17 protein-coding genes are annotated in these 16,532 nt (G+C 55.0%); 7 read left to right on the top strand and 10 right to left on the bottom strand.

What is annotated here, in order from left to right; all coding sequences use genetic code 11:
- Position 1 precedes the first annotated feature (1 nt).
- The 8 genes from phnK to HMPREF0201_RS00645 all read right to left on the bottom strand — a co-directional run bounded on the left by phnK (position 2) and on the right by HMPREF0201_RS00645 (position 5,767).
- Positions 2-760 (bottom strand): phosphonate C-P lyase system protein PhnK, encoded by a 759-nt coding sequence (gene phnK / locus HMPREF0201_RS00610; protein WP_016517493.1) that lies wholly within the window; start codon positions 758-760, stop codon positions 2-4.
- Positions 757-1,602: an alpha-D-ribose 1-methylphosphonate 5-phosphate C-P-lyase PhnJ gene (gene phnJ / locus HMPREF0201_RS00615; protein ID WP_016517494.1), complete on the bottom strand. Its 846-nt coding sequence runs from the start codon at positions 1,600-1,602 to the stop codon at positions 757-759. The genes phnK and phnJ overlap by 4 nt, the downstream gene beginning before the upstream one ends.
- On the bottom strand, positions 1,595-2,659 hold the full coding sequence (locus tag HMPREF0201_RS00620) for a carbon-phosphorus lyase complex subunit (RefSeq protein WP_016517495.1): 1,065 nt from the start codon (positions 2,657-2,659) through the stop codon (positions 1,595-1,597). The genes phnJ and HMPREF0201_RS00620 overlap by 8 nt, the downstream gene beginning before the upstream one ends.
- Positions 2,659-3,243 carry a phosphonate C-P lyase system protein PhnH gene (gene phnH, locus HMPREF0201_RS00625; RefSeq protein ID WP_016517496.1) on the bottom strand — a complete coding sequence of 195 codons (585 nt, stop codon included), beginning with the start codon at positions 3,241-3,243 and terminating at the stop codon, positions 2,659-2,661. The genes HMPREF0201_RS00620 and phnH overlap by 1 nt, the downstream gene beginning before the upstream one ends.
- Positions 3,240-3,701 carry a phosphonate C-P lyase system protein PhnG gene (gene phnG, locus HMPREF0201_RS00630; RefSeq protein ID WP_016517497.1) on the bottom strand — a complete coding sequence of 154 codons (462 nt, stop codon included), beginning with the start codon at positions 3,699-3,701 and terminating at the stop codon, positions 3,240-3,242. Before phnG ends, phnH begins: the two co-directional genes overlap by 4 nt.
- A complete protein-coding gene (phnF, locus tag HMPREF0201_RS00635; protein WP_016517498.1) occupies positions 3,702-4,427 on the bottom strand; it encodes a phosphonate metabolism transcriptional regulator PhnF in 726 nt (241 codons plus the stop codon).
- 468 nt (positions 4,428-4,895) lie between these two features.
- Positions 4,896-5,330 (bottom strand): VOC family metalloprotein YjdN, encoded by a 435-nt coding sequence (yjdN, locus tag HMPREF0201_RS00640; protein ID WP_016517499.1) that lies wholly within the window; start codon positions 5,328-5,330, stop codon positions 4,896-4,898.
- 101 nt (positions 5,331-5,431) lie between these two features.
- The gene (locus HMPREF0201_RS00645; protein ID WP_016517500.1) at positions 5,432-5,767 is read right to left on the bottom strand and encodes a zinc ribbon domain-containing protein YjdM; all 336 of its coding nucleotides are present in this window, start codon (positions 5,765-5,767) and stop codon (positions 5,432-5,434) included.
- A gap of 410 nt (positions 5,768-6,177) precedes the next feature.
- Here HMPREF0201_RS00645 and HMPREF0201_RS00650 point away from each other — a divergent pair, with 410 nt between their 5' ends.
- The 3 genes from HMPREF0201_RS00650 to HMPREF0201_RS00660 all read left to right on the top strand — a co-directional run bounded on the left by HMPREF0201_RS00650 (position 6,178) and on the right by HMPREF0201_RS00660 (position 10,188).
- Positions 6,178-6,846 carry a WYL domain-containing protein gene (locus HMPREF0201_RS00650; protein ID WP_115586368.1) on the top strand — a complete coding sequence of 223 codons (669 nt, stop codon included), beginning with the start codon at positions 6,178-6,180 and terminating at the stop codon, positions 6,844-6,846.
- A gap of 103 nt (positions 6,847-6,949) precedes the next feature.
- A complete protein-coding gene (gene crfC / locus HMPREF0201_RS00655) occupies positions 6,950-9,313 on the top strand; it encodes a clamp-binding protein CrfC (protein ID WP_016517502.1) in 2,364 nt (787 codons plus the stop codon).
- Positions 9,313-10,188 (top strand): diguanylate cyclase regulator RdcB family protein, encoded by an 876-nt coding sequence (locus tag HMPREF0201_RS00660; RefSeq protein ID WP_016517503.1) that lies wholly within the window; start codon positions 9,313-9,315, stop codon positions 10,186-10,188. Before crfC ends, HMPREF0201_RS00660 begins: the two co-directional genes overlap by 1 nt.
- Before the next feature lie 14 nt (positions 10,189-10,202).
- Here HMPREF0201_RS00660 and HMPREF0201_RS00665 read toward each other — a convergent pair whose 3' ends face one another.
- Complete coding sequence (locus tag HMPREF0201_RS00665; protein WP_072145784.1) at positions 10,203-10,562, bottom strand: winged helix-turn-helix transcriptional regulator; 360 nt, start codon at positions 10,560-10,562, stop codon at positions 10,203-10,205.
- Positions 10,563-10,684: 122 nt separating this feature from the next.
- On the opposite strand from HMPREF0201_RS00665, the gene HMPREF0201_RS00670 reads away from it, so the two are divergent.
- The 4 genes from HMPREF0201_RS00670 to HMPREF0201_RS00690 all read left to right on the top strand — a co-directional run bounded on the left by HMPREF0201_RS00670 (position 10,685) and on the right by HMPREF0201_RS00690 (position 15,026).
- Positions 10,685-11,428: an SDR family oxidoreductase gene (locus HMPREF0201_RS00670; protein ID WP_039899074.1), complete on the top strand. Its 744-nt coding sequence runs from the start codon at positions 10,685-10,687 to the stop codon at positions 11,426-11,428.
- A gap of 559 nt (positions 11,429-11,987) precedes the next feature.
- Entirely contained in the window at positions 11,988-12,299 is a 312-nt protein-coding gene (locus HMPREF0201_RS00680; RefSeq protein ID WP_039897817.1) for a PTS sugar transporter subunit IIB, read from the top strand.
- An 11-nt stretch (positions 12,300-12,310) separates the two neighbouring features.
- The gene (locus tag HMPREF0201_RS00685; protein WP_016517509.1) at positions 12,311-13,708 is read left to right on the top strand and encodes a glycoside hydrolase family 1 protein; all 1,398 of its coding nucleotides are present in this window, start codon (positions 12,311-12,313) and stop codon (positions 13,706-13,708) included.
- A complete protein-coding gene (locus HMPREF0201_RS00690) occupies positions 13,701-15,026 on the top strand; it encodes a PTS sugar transporter subunit IIC (RefSeq protein WP_039897820.1) in 1,326 nt (441 codons plus the stop codon). Before HMPREF0201_RS00685 ends, HMPREF0201_RS00690 begins: the two co-directional genes overlap by 8 nt.
- Before the next feature lie 130 nt (positions 15,027-15,156).
- Here the strand turns inward: HMPREF0201_RS00690 and HMPREF0201_RS00695 are convergent, their stop codons facing one another.
- Positions 15,157-16,377 carry an amino acid deaminase gene (locus tag HMPREF0201_RS00695; RefSeq protein WP_016517511.1) on the bottom strand — a complete coding sequence of 407 codons (1,221 nt, stop codon included), beginning with the start codon at positions 16,375-16,377 and terminating at the stop codon, positions 15,157-15,159.
- Positions 16,378-16,532: the final 155 nt, after the last annotated feature.

Genomic DNA, 16,532 nt, shown 5'->3' on the forward strand with positions numbered 1-16,532 from the left:
CCTAATTCTGAAGGACGGAGGACACCAAAAGCTGGGTATACGGATGATGCGGATCGTCCAGCACGCGGTCGGTCAGCCCACTTTCCACCACTTTGCCCTGCTTCATGACCAGCAGGCGGTCGGCCAGCAGGCGGGCAACGCCCAGGTCATGGGTGACAATCACCACGGCCAGGTTCAGCTCCATCACCAGGCCGCGCAGCAAATCGAGCAGGCGGGCCTGCACCGACACATCCAGCCCGCCGGTTGGCTCATCCATAAATACCAGCTTCGGGTGGGTGACCAGGTTGCGGGCGATTTGCAGGCGCTGCTGCATGCCGCCGGAGAAGGTAGTTGGCAGATCGTCGATGCGTGAGGCCGGGATTTCTACCTCTTCAAGCCAGCGCTGGGCGGTTGCACGGATATCGCCGTAGTGGCGCGCGCCGGTTGCCATTAAGCGTTCACCGATATTGCCGCCGGCAGAAACGTGGCGACGCAGGCCGTCCATCGGGTGCTGGTGTACCACGCCCCATTCGGTGCGCAGCAGGCGGCGGCGGTCGCCTTCCGACATCTCATACAGCGAGCGGTCGAGGTAAATCACTTCCCCTTCCTGCGGCGCGAGGCGGGCGGAGATGGCTTTTAGCAGCGTGGTCTTGCCGGAGCCGGACTCGCCGACGATACCCAGCACCTCGCCGGGCCACAGGTCAAACGACACATCCATAAAGCCTTTGCCGGGCGCATAGAGGTGGGTCAGGTTATTCACCGAAAGTAACGGGCTGGTCATGACTGAGAGGCCTCACTGTTCTGGCGGCAGTAGTCGGTATCGGAGCAAACGAACATGCGGTTGCCCGCGTCGTCGAGCACCACTTCATCAAGGTAGCTGTGGCGTGAACCGCAGATGGCGCACGGCTCTTCCCACTCCTGGACCTGGAAGGGATGATCGTCAAAGTCGAGGCTTTCTACGCGGGTAAACGGCGGCACGGCGTAAATACGTTTTTCGCGGCCTGCGCCAAACAATTGCAGCGCGGGAGACATATTCATTTTCGGGTTATCAAATTTTGGGATTGGCGACGGATCCATCACGTAGCGATGGTTTACCTTCACCGGGTAGGCGTAAGTGGTGGAGATATGGCCAAAGCGGGCGATATCCTCATACAGCTTCACCTGCATCACGCCGTACTCTTCCAGGGCGTGCATGGTGCGGGTTTCCGTCTCACGCGGTTCGATAAAGCGCAGCGGTTCGGGGATAGGAACCTGGTAAATCAGGATCTGGTCTTCCGTCAGCGGCGTTTCCGGGATGCGGTGGCGGGTTTGCACCAGCGTCGCGTCTTCCGTGCGTTCGGTGGTGTTTACGCCGGTTACGCGTTTGAAGAAATTGCGGATAGAGACGGCGTTGGTGGTGTCGTCCGCGCCCTGGTCAATGACCTTCAGCACGTCGGCTTCGCCAATCAGGCTGGCGGTCAGCTGGATGCCACCGGTGCCCCAGCCGTAAGGCATCGGCATTTCGCGGCCGCCAAACGGCACCTGGTAACCCGGGATCGCCACCGCCTTAAGGATGGCGCGGCGGATCATGCGTTTGGTTTGCTCGTCCAGATAGGCAAAGTTATAGCCGCTCAGGTTAGCCATTTGCTCGCTCCTTTATCAGGCGGTTAAGCAGCTCCAGTTCGGCCTGGAAATCCACGTAGTGAGGCAGCTTGAGGTGGGAAACAAAGCCTGCCGCTTCGACGTTATCCGCGTGGGATAACACAAATTCTTCGTCCTGGGCCGGGCCTGCGACGGTTTCGTCGTAGTCGGGAGCCTGGAGCGCGCGATCAACCAGCGCCATCGCCATGGTTTTGCGCTCGCTCATGCCGAATGCCAGACCGTAGCCGCGGGTAAAGTGCGGGGCTTCATCTTCGGGAGCGACAAAACCGTTCACCATTTCGCATTCGGTCATCAGCAGTTCGCCGATGTTCACCGCAAAACCCAGCTCTTCCGGCACAATTTCGAGATCTACATAGCCGCTGCGGATCTCAGCGGCAAACGGGTGGTTACGGCCATAGCCGCGTTGGGTCGAGTAGGCCAGCGCCAGCAGATAACCTTCGTCGCCGCGCACCAATTGTTGCAGGCGTGAAGAGCGCGAGCAGGGGTAAACCGGTGGATCACGGGTAATATCGTCCGGCTGCGCGCCGTTATCTTCTTCGGCTTTCGCCAGCCCCTGTTTAGCCAGCATGCTGAAAACATGCGGTGAGGGAGCGCTTTGCTCATCTGCGGTATCCAGCTCGGGCGCTTCGCCGTTCGCCAGCAGCGTGAAGTCCAGCAGCCGGTGGGTATAGTCGTAAGTCGGGCCGAGTAACTGGCCGCCCGGAACATCTTTATAGACGGCGGAAATACGGCGTTCGAGGCGCATTTCCGCCGTATTCAGCGGCTCGCTAACCGCAAGGCGCGGCAGAGTGGTGCGGTAGGCGCGCAGCAGGAAAATCGCCTCAATCATATCGCCGCTGGCCTGCTTGATAGCCAGCGCCGCCAGTTCGCGGTCGGCGATACCGCCTTCGGTCATCACGCGGTCAACGGCCAGGCCAAGCTGCTGCTCAATTTGCGCGACGCTGAGTTCTTTTAGCGTTTCATCGCCGCGTCGATTCTGCTCCTGCAGGGCATGGGCGGCGGAGATTGCCTTCTCGCCCCCTTTGACGGCAACGTACATCAGCACACCTCCACATGGGTGGTCCGTGGGATCGCCAGCAGACGATCGCCGCAGGTTAAAATCAGGTCGATGCCCAGCGGGAACGGGTGCGGGCGCTCGGTCAGCTCGTGCAGCACGCATTCAGGAAGCTGGGGGGCAATCATCCGCTCCTCGTTGATCCCGGCTCCGGTCAGGCGCAGCATGCGGCCTCCGCTGAGGCTGGAAACCTGCAGGACAAGCGTGGCGCTGGTGTCGGGAGCAATATCGCAGCCCTGAGCCAGCAGGTTCAACTGACTGGAAGAGATGGCCTCGCTCGCCACGGCAAATTGCGCCTGCTCGGGCTGCTCGCACAGCGGGGCGTTGGTATGGAAGCGAATATTCTGGATGGCAGATTCGTTGCTCAGCGCGTCGTCTATCCACACCGGCGTGTCGTTGTCGGCAAGGGTTAACAGCACGCTGGTGGTGGCAACGTTCAGAGGCTGCCAGCCCTGCTGTAGCGAGGTTAGCGCAACAATCACACCCGGCTCGCTCATCGCTTTTAGCAGGCGACGAAAACTCTGCTGGGCATCCTGCACCGGGAGGGTAAAAGCGGTCATTAGTGTCATGCGTTATCTCCGCGAACCAGCGTGAAGAAGTCCACGCGGCTGCTGTTAACTTCGGCGCGGCGGGCGGCAAGGCGTTGTTCACGATTGGCCGCCAGCGGTGCGATGAGGGTTTCTTGTAACGTCTGAAAGTGAGCGGATTCCTGCATCAGGGCGTCGATAACCGCGCAGCATTCGGCGTGTTTCTTGTCGCGGCCCAGCAGGTAGCTGTAGCCGTAGGTGCCGCTTGCCAGCTTCACCACCGTGCGGGTCAGCGTGGCGTCGCCGGTAAAAAAGCGCTGGCCGGTGCCGCCCATACGAGCCTGAACCTGCACCAGGCCGATTTCCGGGGCGCGAATAAGCGTGTACTCCGGGGCAATGTTCAGGCTATCCCAGCGCGCCTGTAGCTCGCTGGCCTGGCTGTGGGACAACACCGCCATCCACGCGCGGCGCTGTTCGGTGTTGAAATGGCTGGCGTCCATCTAGTGCTCCATTGTGAGTTCAATCATGTCGGCGCGGGTCAGGCTGACGGAGTATTCCGCCGGGCTGGCTTCGCCTTCACGATGGTTAAGGGTGCGTACGCAAAGCAGCGGAGCCATGTTGGGGATTTCCAGCAGGCGGCTCTCTTTAGCCTGGGAACGGCGGGCGCTGATGCGGGTTTGGGCGCGGGTTAAAGGCGTGCCCAGCTGGTCGTGAATAAAGTCATGCAGCGAACCGCTGTGGAAGCTTTGTAGAGCGGGCCACCAGTTCAGCTCGGAAAAATAGTGGTCGATGATGCACACCGCGATGCCGTTGACCCGGCGCAGGGTGCGCAGGTGGATAACGTTATTGCCCTCTGCAAGGCCAAGCGCGTCGGCTACGTCCTGAGATGCCGGGCGCAGTACCGCCAGCAGACGCTCGCTGGTCGGGTGGCTGCCCTGGTCAAGCAGGTTTTGGCTAAAGCGGGCCTGGGCGTTTAGCGGGTAGTCGAACGGGCGCATCAGCACCAGGACGCCAACGCCCTGGCGACGCTGAACCCAGCCCTTGTTCACCAGCTCATCGATGGCGCGGCGCAGCGTGTGGCGGTTGACTTCGTAGTGCGCGGCAAGCTGGCTTTCTGCCGGCAGATAGTCGCCGCAGCGGTAGTTGTTACGCAGCTCTTGCTCGAGCCGGGCGGCAATTTCTTGATAGCGGGTTGGGTAACTGGTCGGATGTCTGGACAAGTGCATCGCGGGCCTCCTTCAAAAGTTGCCTTATGGTGCAGGGGGAAAGTGACGGTTTTGTTAACGATTAGTTTCTGTCCGATGAAGAGTTAAAGTCAGCCGCCGCGGGCTTGAGTAATCAATCAGTTATCTGAATCACCGGAGAATGGAGGGAAAAAATGGAATGATGGAATAATAAATAGAGCATTTCTTGCATGATATATTCTATATCCTGGCGAATCGTAGTGCTTTCATTAAATAAATTTCACTATCACTTAAATAATAATTCCTCTGCTTAATACGCTAATAAAAATGTGCAGGTTGAGAATCATCCTGGCACCTTTTCATTGTTGCGGAATAAATGTGCAAGAAAGGAATAAATAAATTAACATCAAAAAAATGAATAAATAATGGCTGTTGATTTGCCTGGTTTTTTAATCCTGAAGAGAAAGAAAAGGCCCGGAGTTTCGGGCCTGAGATGAATAACAGAATAAACTATCTTTCTCTTTCGACATTGACCATCCACGGAATGCCGAACTTATCCGTCAGCGAGCCGTAGCCCTTCGCCCAGAAGGTTTCGCTCCACGGCATTGTTACCTTGCCGCCCACGGCCAGATTCTCGAACCAGCGCTTTCCTTCATCAACATCATGCGTGGCCAGGCACAACGCATAGCCGCTGTGGCGGGACTTTTCGCCGCCCATATTACCGTCGCTCATCATCAATTCGTTGCCGGCAATCCGTAAATTGGCGTGCATGATACTGTCGGCTGAATACTCGGCCGCGCCGCTGCACTCTTCCGGGTTACCCGCTTCTTTGGGCATTTCTCCAAAGGTGATTTTGAACGTCAATTCGGCGTTCAGGGCCTGCTGGTAGAAGGCAATAGCCTCGTTACAGCGGCCTTCTAATGAGATGTAGGGTGCTAAAGACATCGCTAAATCCTCTGCGTTGAGAGTACAGAAGAAGTGTAGGTGGTGCGGGAAAGGTAAGCCAGGCGGGGGCAGGCAGCAAAACGCTGCCTGCGGTGCAGAAATTAATTCTTCTTCACAAACTCGGATTTCAGCTTCATCGGGCCAAAACCGTCAATTTTACAATCAATGTTGTGATCGCCTTCTACCAGGCGGATGTTCTTCACTTTGGTGCCAATTTTCAACATCGAAGAGCTGCCTTTGACCTTCAGATCTTTGACTACCGTGACGCTGTCGCCATCGGCCAGCAGATTGCCGTTGGCATCTTTAACCACCAGCTGGTCGCTCTCTTCGCCAGCGGCGTTCGGGTTCCACTCATGAGCGCACTCCGGGCAGATAAGCATACTGTTGTCTTCATAGGTGTATTCGGAATTGCACTTCGGGCAATGAGGGAGCTGCATTATCTGATCCTCAAGGTAAGATAAATTAATGATAAATAGCGATTTGACGACGAAAGCGTACTGAATCGCGAAAAAGTGCCGGGATTATACATCAAAACCCTACATTTGCAGGGATTATTGCGACCCTTTCAGGCCCGCTGAGCCACCATCCTGCTGTTAATACGCAAAAATCATGTCATTCAAGAAAATAAGCGCCAAATTTAACTTAAAGTTCGGGCTTTAATTGCCGTTAAATAAGGCTAATTTAACTTAGTTTCATTCAGCTACGGGCCGCTATGCCAGCGTGGGCTGCTGCGCTATACCTGTTTGAAAAAATAAAAAAAAGCGTATTGCGCTGACACCTCCTGTCACTTGACAGGGGTATGGTTGGGCCTATGGATGTACCGATACAGAGGCAGGAACCGATGAGAATGAAAGGCGCAAAAGTAAAAGTTGCAGATCGACTGGCCGAAATCGTCTTAAGTCTTTATCAGGGGGAAACCCTTTCCGCTGATATTATCCGCCAGCGTTTTGATGTAGATATGCGAACTGCGTATCGTGATTTGAACCGGCTTGGTGCTATTCTGGAGGACGTCGGCGAGGGGAAAAAGCGTCTCTCTTCGCATTTAAAAGGACAGTTTAACGTAAACGACCTGTTACGCATTACCAAGCGCGTAGGGCTTGCTGCGTTTTATCCGTGGTACGACATAAAAAGCCATAATCACTTTATTACTCTGCGGGCTATTCCAGATTTATTGGTTGTAGGGTATGAATATGAAAATAGTCCTCAGCGAAAAGCTATTTTTTATCCATTAATTGATAACCAGGATGACCCTGGGGGCGAAAGGGTAAAAACTGAAGTATTGTTACAAGTTTCGGCTCAGGCAGCCGAACATTTCAAACAACGCAAGTTATTACCGTTTCAAAAGACCATCAGGGAACTCGATAACGGAGAGTTGCTTCTTGCAAGCCATATTGCTTCGCCCGAGCAATTGTTTCCGCTGGTGCAGTATTGGATACCGCATCTCACCATTATTTCTCCGCAGGTCTGGCAAAGTGACTTAAAAGCCAGGATCGCGGCATGGTGTAATGTTAATTAATAAATTATTTTCCTCACGTAATTATAAAAACCGGTATTGCCAGGATTACAAAAAAAGTTTGGCAGAGATAAACCGGGTAATTTGAGTTAAGGAAACATTTTTTATGCACACACAAACTGTTTTTGAATTGAGTCAGGAAGCCGAGCGGCTATTGCAATTAGCGCTGCAAAATCTTAACGCGCTCAAAGTCGCTCCGCTGGCTTTACAGAATGAAAAAAACAACTCTGTGGCGAACCCTGTGGCCAGCGTACATCCATTGAAGTTTAGCCCACGCGGTATCGAATTACAGAAAGATATGCTGCAAAACGAAAGGCGCAAAATAACCCAGCATGAAATGGTGCTGGCTATTGTGGGCACCATGAAGGCAGGGAAGTCGACCACCATTAATGCCATCGTTGGTACCGAGGTATTGCCCAACCGTAATCGGCCGATGACCGCGCTGCCAACGCTGATTCGCCATACGCCGGGCCAGCGCGAACCGGTGCTGCATTTTCCGCACGTTAAGCCGATTGAAAGCCTGATGGCGGAACTACAGGAAAAGCTGCTGACGACCGACCGCGAAATGCTGGCGGGCAAGCTGGAAATAGACCGTGATATGGATGCGCTAATCGCCCGTATTGCCAACGGCACCGGATTTGAACGCCACTATCTTGGCGCTCAGCCGATTTTTCACTGCCTGAAAAGCCTGAACGATCTGGTGCGGCTTTCCCGGGTGCTGGACGTTGCGTTCCCGTTTAAAGCTTACGCCGCGATTGAGCATGTGCCGGTTATCGAGGTGGAATTTGTGCATCTGGCCGGGCTGAAGAATGGCCACGGGCAGCTGACCCTGCTGGACACGCCGGGGCCAAACGAAGCCGGGCAGCCGCATTTGCAAAAAATGCTCAGGGAGCAGCTGGCGCAGGCCTCTGCTGTACTGGCGGTAATGGATTACACCCAGTTGAAGTCCATCTCTGATGAAGAGGTACGCCAGGCGGTGCTGGGCGTCAGCAAGTCGGTGCCGCTGTACGCTCTGGTGAATAAATTCGATCAAAAAGACAGAAATAGCGACGATGAAACTCAGGTCAAGGCGATGATTGCCGGGACGCTGATGAAGGGCAGCATCGACCCGGACAGAGTATTTCCGGTTTCCAGTATGTGGGGCTATCTTGCCAATCGCGCTCGTTACGAACTGGCTACCCATGGCCGCCTGCCGGACCCGGAACAGCAGCGCTGGGTACAGGACTTTGCCGAAGCGGCGCTGGGCCGACGCTGGCGCAGCGCGGATTTAGCCGATATAGAACACCTTCGCCATGCGGCCGATCTGCTGTGGGAAGACTCTATGTTTGAGTCGCCAATAGAAACTATTTTGCATGCCGCGCATGCCAATGCCTCGCTGTATACATTGCGCGCCGCATGCCACAAGCTGCTTGATTACGCCGACGGAGCAGAAAGCTATCTGAACTTCCGTTGCCAGGGATTGCAGGTAACCAACGATAGCCTGCATGAGAACATTCGGCAGCTTGAAGAGGATATGCAGCTGCTGCAAAGCACGCAGCAGTCGGTAAGCCTGGTGATTCAGGGGCAGGTATCCGGGGCGCTCGCCAGCATCGCGTCGTTCGTGCAGCGCTTTGAAACCCAGATCCATGCCGATCTGGATGAATACTTCCAGACCGGGCGGATCGGGGAGGGAAGGCTGCACCCGTTTTATTCACTGTCGCTTACCCGTAACGCGGATTTTGCGCCGGGTAGCGAAAAGTTAATGGGCGAGGATGAAAGCTCTGCTCGCCTGCTGTTGCATAAAGTTCGCGCCTCCAGCGAGAGTATTTTGCTGGCCGCCCAGGAGACCTTAACCGGGGAACTTAGCACCCTGCTCAGCAACCTGGAGGCGGGCTTGTGCCATACGTTGCGGGAAGCCCTGAAACCTGTAGAGCAGCGGGTGAGCGACGGGCTTTCGGTGGCGGGATTCCGTGCGCAAATAAGCCTTCCTGCGTTTAATGCCAACCAGCTCAGCTTTGATGCCCGGCAGGCTTTTAGCAATGTTATCGACCATCAGGAAGTGCTGATGTCGGAAATGCAGCCGCAAAGTGGGATGCGTGGCGTGCTTGCTCGCTGGCTGAACGGAGTGGACTGGGGCTGGGAAGATTATGCTGCCACCCACAGCCGCTATGTTATCGATCTGACCCGGCTTCAGCAGAAGCTTCACGCTCACGTTTCAACCATTCTGGCGCAAATTAACCAGGCGATTACGGCGCAAATCGACATTTCCGTAACCGCCGGTATGGCGACCTTTTTTGCCGACTTTTCCCAGGCACTGGATGCTATTCGCAGCAATTTGCAGCAAAGTCTTGCGGCGAGGCAGCAGAATGATACGGTGCTGATTTCCCTGCAGAGCCAGCTCGAACAAAGCGTCAGAACGGCTCGCTATATTCACGAGGATACCCGCCTGCTGCGGGACGATATCCAGACGCTTTTCACGGCGGAGCAATAATGAGCAGTCTATTAATGGAAGGGCCGGTAAGAACCCTCGGATGTATTAGCGAAAAATTTGCCGTCGATTTTGCACTGAGTATTGATGTGGCGCGGCAGCCGTGGCAAAGCCAGCAAAGCAAAGATTTTTATCAGCAGCTTACGGAGCTGTTCATGGGCGGCGAGCGCCTGCGCTCCGGGCTGGCGGGCATGCCGCCGCAGGATGAGCTGGAGGCCTCGCTGGCAAGGCTCGGAGTATTGACCGCCGATCGGGCAAAGAGCTATCTCGCCAACAGCCAAATTAGCGAGAGGATTGGGCAGCTGGAGCCGGTTTCTGCCCGCACGGCCCATCATTCTGCTGCGGCGCGTGAGCGACTGCTGGCTTTACGCCAGCAGCTTTCTTTGCAGCTAAGCAAAATGGAAGCGGAATTCCGGCAAACGGATCTGGTGCGCCAGGGTAAGGTTCACTGCGAGCAGATATTTACCCGCTGGCGCAGCGGGCATTATTTCTCGTTCTCCCCGGCCGCACGCTGCTACGTTGCGCTTGAAGAACTGCGCTGGGGAACCTTCGGCGATGCCGTGAGCCACGGAAGTTTGCCGCAGAAAGAAGAGCTGATTGAGCACCTGCGCAGCCTGGCGATTGGCCGTCTTGCCGAGGATGTTAACGCCTCGGCACGTACCCGCCATTATTATCATGACTGGCTGGCAGCCCCCACTTCACCGGGCCTGCTGGAGCATAAAGACGCTCTAATCTGGCTCGGCGATGGGTGCGATACGCAGCGGCAGCCGGTGAGTTATTCCATCACGCAAAGCTGGCAGGGCGTGGCGCTGGGTATGCCGCGTATCTGCTCGGCTATGCGCCTTGCCAGCGCGCTGGTCGACGAAGTGTTCGGCTAGTTCATTTCACATTCTCAGGGACGAGATTGTTCCATTTCCCCGGCGTTTTCCGTCATCCATTCGGCAAGTGAATCGAGCGTAGGGCGCAGAGATTTTCCCAGCGCCGTAATCTGGTATTCCACGCGCGGCGGGACTTCGGCGAAGACCTGCCTGACTACTAATCCCCGTGCTTCAAACTGGCGCAGCTGGCGCGTCAGCTCTTTCTGGGTGATGGGGTGAACCGCTCGCTGTAAGTCGCTAAAGCGCACCGCCTCGTCTATCACGATCAGGCGATAAAGGATCGGGATTGCCCATTTCCCCGAAACGAGATTCACGAAGCTCACCATCGGGCAACTGCTGCCTGCCTGAGGCAGGGGCGAAATATTTTTTGTCATGCTCACTCCCGTCGCGCGTTAATGCGCTCAACTTGGTGCTTTAGTATCCATTTGGTGCCTACTACCCAAAGGATACTATAGCGGAAATAATGGCTTCACCAATGATTAAAGAGGTGAAGATGATGGGCAGACTAAACGGCAAATACGCTTTAATTACCGGCGGTACCAGCGGCATTGGCCTTGAGACGGCGCGGCAGTTTATTGCCGAAGGCGCAACGGTGGCGATAACCGGGCGCAGCGAGCGGGGCCTGGCCGATGCCAAAGCGCTGCTGGGCAATGTGCATATCATCAAAAGCGACGCTGGCGATGTTGCCGGGCAGCAGAAGGTGGCCGACGAGCTAAAGCAGCTTTGGCCGCAGATTGACGTGCTGTATATCAACGCCGGAGATGTGACCCATCATCCTCTGGAAGAGTGGGACGAAGACGCCTATGACCGGCTGATGAATACCAATCTCAAAGGCCCGTTTTTCCTGCTTCAGGCGCTTCTTGCGCAGCTTGCCAACCCTTCGTCGGTGATTGTTTGTGGCTCGGTTAGCGCCCGTATTGGCCTGCCGCAAACCAATGCTTATGCGGCGAGTAAAGCGGGTCTTCTCTCCCTGGCGCGTACGCTCTCAGGGGAGCTGCATCCGCGAGGCATCCGCGTTAACGGGCTTAGCCCCGGCCCGACCGAAACGCCCGCTCTGGGCAAGTTAGGAAACGGCCTGGGAGCAGATGCCCTGAGAGACGAGATCCGCGCTCTGGTGCCGATTGGCCGCCTGGGCACCGCGCTGGAACTGGCGAAAGCGGCGGTATTCCTGGCTTCCGATGAGTCGGCCTTTGTGGTGGGCACGGATTTGCTGGTCGATGGCGGCGTGGGGAATTTATAACCCCTCACCCTGTCCCTTTCCCGCTGGGGAGAGGGACATTGATGGATTGAAAACATGGAGGAGTAAAAGCACAGGGCAGTTTATTACCGCAGCCATCAAAACTGAGATACAGCAATACCAGCAAGAAAAAAGACTGATGGTAAAAGCTAAACATCATCCCTCTGGCATCGACACATCAAGGCAACATGTACATTTTTCCCCATTTTTTAAACATGTCATCGAAATATGTCGATGGCATCGACATGTTTTGGCGATATGTACATATTTTCAATTTTTTTAAACATATCGAGAGAAACGCGTCGTGCGGTTTTCTATCTGTGACGACACCGCCATTCTTGCCAATAAAAGTGGCCTGGTGGGCGCGTAAAAGCTGAAAAGTAACAGCCTTATTTCTTTGTTTATTAAATACAATTCTCTTTAAATCACACATTCCCGCCAAAAGTACCAGCCGTTAAAAACGAATCTGTGTTGCCCCTCTCTTGTGGCTTTTTTAGCCACTACCCAGAATATATTTTGCCGCGTGTTGCGGACACCGCGTTGATTCTCTGAGGGAAAAGTGATGAAAAAAATCTTCTTATGCTGTGCCGCCGGTATGTCTACCAGCATGTTAGTGGAAAGAATGAAGCAGTCTGCGAGCAGTCGCGATATTGAGGTGGAAATAACCGCCGTGCCTGTTTCGGACTTTGAGCAGATAGTCGGCGAGGCGGACGTCATCCTGCTGGGGCCGCAGGTCAAATTCCAGCTGCAAAGCCTGAGCGCCGCTGCTGCGCCTCACGGCGTGCCGGTTGCCGCCATCGATATGATGCAGTACGGCGCGATGCAGGGCGACAAAGTGCTCGACCATGCGATTTCGCTGCTGAAAAGCGCATAACGGGAGGTCTGATGGATTACCGATTTCCTGAAAATTTCTGGTGGGGCACCGCGACCAGCGCCACGCAGTCTGAGGGCCGGGTCGAGGGTGACGGCAAGGGCGATAACATCTGGGATCACGCCTCGCACCAGTTTAATGAGCGCTTTTATAACGGCGTGACCTCCGACGATACTTCAACGTTTTATCAGCGCTGGAAGGAAGATATCCAGCTGGCGAAAAATATCGGCCTTAACTCGTTCCGCACCTCGATTTCGTGGTCACGCCTGATCCCGGACGGCGACGGAGAAGTAAACCCGCAGGCGGTACAGTTTTATAACGATGTGATTAACGAGCTTACCCGTCAGGGGATCGAACCGTTTATCAACCTCTACCATTTCGATATGCCGATGGCCTTGCAGGAAAAGGGCGGCTTTGAAAACCGCGAAGTGGTGGATGCTTTTGCCCGTTATGCCGGTATTTGTTATCGGCTGTTTGGCGACCGCGTGCGCTACTGGTTTACCTTCAACGAGCCGCTTATACCTGCGGAAGCGGGCTATCTGCATCCCCGCCATTATCCCTATGTCACCGATTTCCGCCGGGCGACTCAGGTGCTGCACCATATCGTTATGGCTCACTGCAAAGCGGTTGCCGCCTGGCGAGAACAAAATCTTGATGGCCAGATAGGCATCATTATGGACGTGATCCCGGTTTACCCGCGCAGCGATAGCGAGGAAGACCGGCATGCGGCGGAGATGGCCGACCTGTTCTATACGCGCAGCATAAACGAGCCGATGCTGCTCGGGCGCTACCCGGACGAACTGATTGCCCTGCTGAAAGAGCATGATTTGATGCTGGAGTTCCTGCCGGGCGACTGCGAGCTTATTGCCGCAACGCGCGTCGATCTATTGGGGATTAATTACTATCGCCCGCGGCGAGTTAAAGCGCGTGAAACGCTGCTTGAGGAACCGCACGGCTTTGTGCCAGAGCGTTTCTTTGAAGAATACGTGATGCCGGGGCGGCGCATGAATACCTCGCGCGGCATAGAGATTTATCCTCCGGCGCTCTACGACATTGCGATGCTGGTAAAAGAACGTTACGGCAACCTGCCGTGGTTTGTCTCTGAAAACGGCATCGGCATTATGGACGAAGAGCAGTTTATGGTGGACGGCGAAGTACAGGACGATTACCGGATTGAGTTTCTGCAGGAGCACCTGAGCTGGCTGCACCGCGCCATCGCGGACGGGAGCCATTGCCTCGGGTATCAGATGTGGACCTTTATCGACTGCTGGTCCTGGCAGAACGCTTATAAAAATCGCTATGGTTTCTACCGTCTCGAGCTGGCAACGCAGCAGCGTTCGCTGAAAAAATCCGGGCGCTGGTTCCGCGGTGTCATTGAGAATAATGGGTTTGAGGGGGCTGACCATGTCTAGCTTTGACAGGCTGGCCGAAAAGCTGATGCCGGTGGCTAACGCTATCGGCAACCAGCGGCATATGCAGGCGATCCGCAACGGGCTTATCTCTATTTTGCCGCTAACCATCGTCGGATCTTTCTTCGTTATTTTGCTGAATATCCCAATCAAGGGCTACATGGACTTTATCGCGCCGTGGCGCGATATGCTGGATGTGCCGTTCCGTTTCACGGTTGGGCTGATGTCGCTGTACGCGGCCTTTACCATCGGATCTTTCCTCGGTAAGAGCTACAAGCTGAACGATATTACCAGCGGCCTGCTGGCGATGCTGGCGACCCTGCTGATGATTGTGCCGGTGAATATTAAACAAGGCGTGACGGTCGCCGGGGAGGCCGTTGCCGGGCGCTATATTCCTATCACTTCCCTTAGCTCACAGGGGCTGTTTGGGGCGATCATTTCTTCTCTGATTGCGATTGAGATCTATCGCTTTATTAAAGTACGCAATATAGAAATCAAAATGCCCGCTGGCGTACCGCCGGTGGTTGCCAGCTCGTTCTCAGCGCTGTTCCCGACGCTTGCCGTGGTGCTGATTTTCTGGATACCCCGCCATTTTCTGAATGTCGATATTAACGCCATCATCAGCTACATCATCATGCCGCTGAAGGGCTTTATGACCGGCACAAACCTGTTTGGCGGCATCGTAACTCAGCTGTTTATTGATGTGTTCTGGGTGCTGGGGATCCACGGCCACGCGGTGATGGGGCCGCTGATCCGTCCGCTGTGGGATCAGGCGATTGTCCAGAATATGGAGTTGTTCCAGTCCGGCGTTAGCGCTTACGACTTGCCGAACATCTTTACCGAGCAGTTCTTCCAGTGGTATGCGCAAATGGGCGGCACCGGCTCAACGCTGGCGCTGGTGGTGTTGTTTATTCGTTCGCGGGTGATTTACCTGAAACAGCTGGGAAAACTGTCGTTTATTCCCGGCCTGTTTAACATCAACGAGCCGATGATTTTCGGCGCGCCGATTGTGATGAACCCGATCCTTGCTATCCCGTTTATCCTCGCGCCGATGGTGAATACCGTGGTGGTGTATCTGTTTACTATCAGCGGGTTAATTCCGCGCATGATGGTGAAACCACCGTTTACCGTCCCGGCTCCGCTGGGGGCATTAATAACCACTAACTGGAACCTCATCGCCTGCGGGCTGGTGTTTATCTGCTTCTTTATCTCGCTGGCCATCTACTACCCGTTCTTTAAGGTTTACGAGAAGAAGATGCTGGAGACCGAGCTTCAGCAGCAGGAAGAGGAGAAGGCTAAGGCGCTGGCCGAAGCGAAGTAAATTTGCTGCTGCCCCTCTCCCCTCAGGACTGAGTGCTCTTTCATCTTCTCTCCCCAGAGTGGGAGTTCAGGACAGCATGGTTTTTTTATCCCCTCTCCCTTCAGGGAGAGGGTTAGGGTGAGGGTAAAAATTAGAATGCCGTCTCCAGCTCATCCAGCACGTTATACTCGTCGTCTACCAGCAGCAGCGCCTTCCATTTATCAAACGTCAGGCAAGGGTGGGAGGTGCTGAACACCAGAATATCGCCAACCTGCACATCCACCCCCGGCTTAAGTTTCAGCATCGCGTGCTGATCCATAATGCCGGTTGTTTCGATTGTTTCTGCCGGGGAGGCCAGCGCTTTGCCCTCGCGGTAATGGGCGACAGGCTGCGGCAGGCCGGCATCGAAGGCGCTGTCTCGCTTGCCAAAGTTCACAATCGCACGGTCGCTTTCCGGAACCGACTGCACCATCGCTACCAGTTCCAGAGCTGAAGTTAAGTCCCCGCCGAGATCGCAGGCAACCTGGTCCCGAGCCATTAACTGTTCCTGCGCTTCCTGATAAATACCGGCGTCGTGGGTGATGTAGCAGCCAGGGCGAATTGCGATGCGGCAGTTGGCCGGTTTTTCTGCGGCCAGCCAGATGTTGCACACAACGTCATACCAGACCGAGCCTGCGCCGGTTAGCAGGAATTCACCTTCTACATAGCGTTCCAGATTACAGGCCAGCGCGGCGGCATCACGCAGCAGTGCTTCGATTTTCGGCTGAGGATTTTCGCCGTGCAGCACGCCTTCGTACATCTCGAGGCCCCGCAGGCGCAGACCCGGCAGATCGGCTAATTGCCCGGCCAGGGCCAAAGCTTGTTCCGGGCTACGGCAGCCACAGCGGCCGCCGGGAACGCCAAGCTCAATCAGTACGTCCAGCGTTTGTCCCTGCTGGCTAAAGAAGGCCGACAGCGCGCGGGCGTTAGCCTCGCTGTCCACACAGCACAGGTAGTCAACGTCGGGGTACTTCTTCTTCAGCTGTGAAATCAACGCCATATTCGCTTTGCCAACCAGCTGGTTCACCATCAGAACGCGGTGGATGCCGCTAACCATGGCAATGCTCGCCTGCCAGGCGCTGCCGACGCCAATTGCCCAGGCTCCGGCTTTTTGCTGCTGCTGGAAAATCCACGGCGTCATGGTGGTTTTACCGTGTGGGGCGAGCGAAACGCCGCGTGCATCCGCATAGCTTTGCATCCAGCGGATATTGCTTTTCAGGGCTGATTTTTTGATGACGGCTGCGGGCAGGCAGACGTCTTCATTCAGGATATTGGCGGGGGGGTTAATGAGGGCTGACTTATGGGGTACAAGGTTAATTTCCTGGTATTTCATAACGCACTTCCTCCGGGGTTATTCTTTCTTTCAGATTAAGTATCAATTTTAATATGTTGTTAAATATATTGTTTTTAATTTTTACCATTGATAAATGAATAAAAGTATCATTGATTTGTCGGTGTTTTGTTTAGTTTTTCACTGTTTTTCCGGCT

The organism is Cedecea davisae DSM 4568, assembly GCF_000412335.2.
In the GTDB taxonomy this organism is placed as follows: domain Bacteria; phylum Pseudomonadota; class Gammaproteobacteria; order Enterobacterales; family Enterobacteriaceae; genus Cedecea; species Cedecea davisae.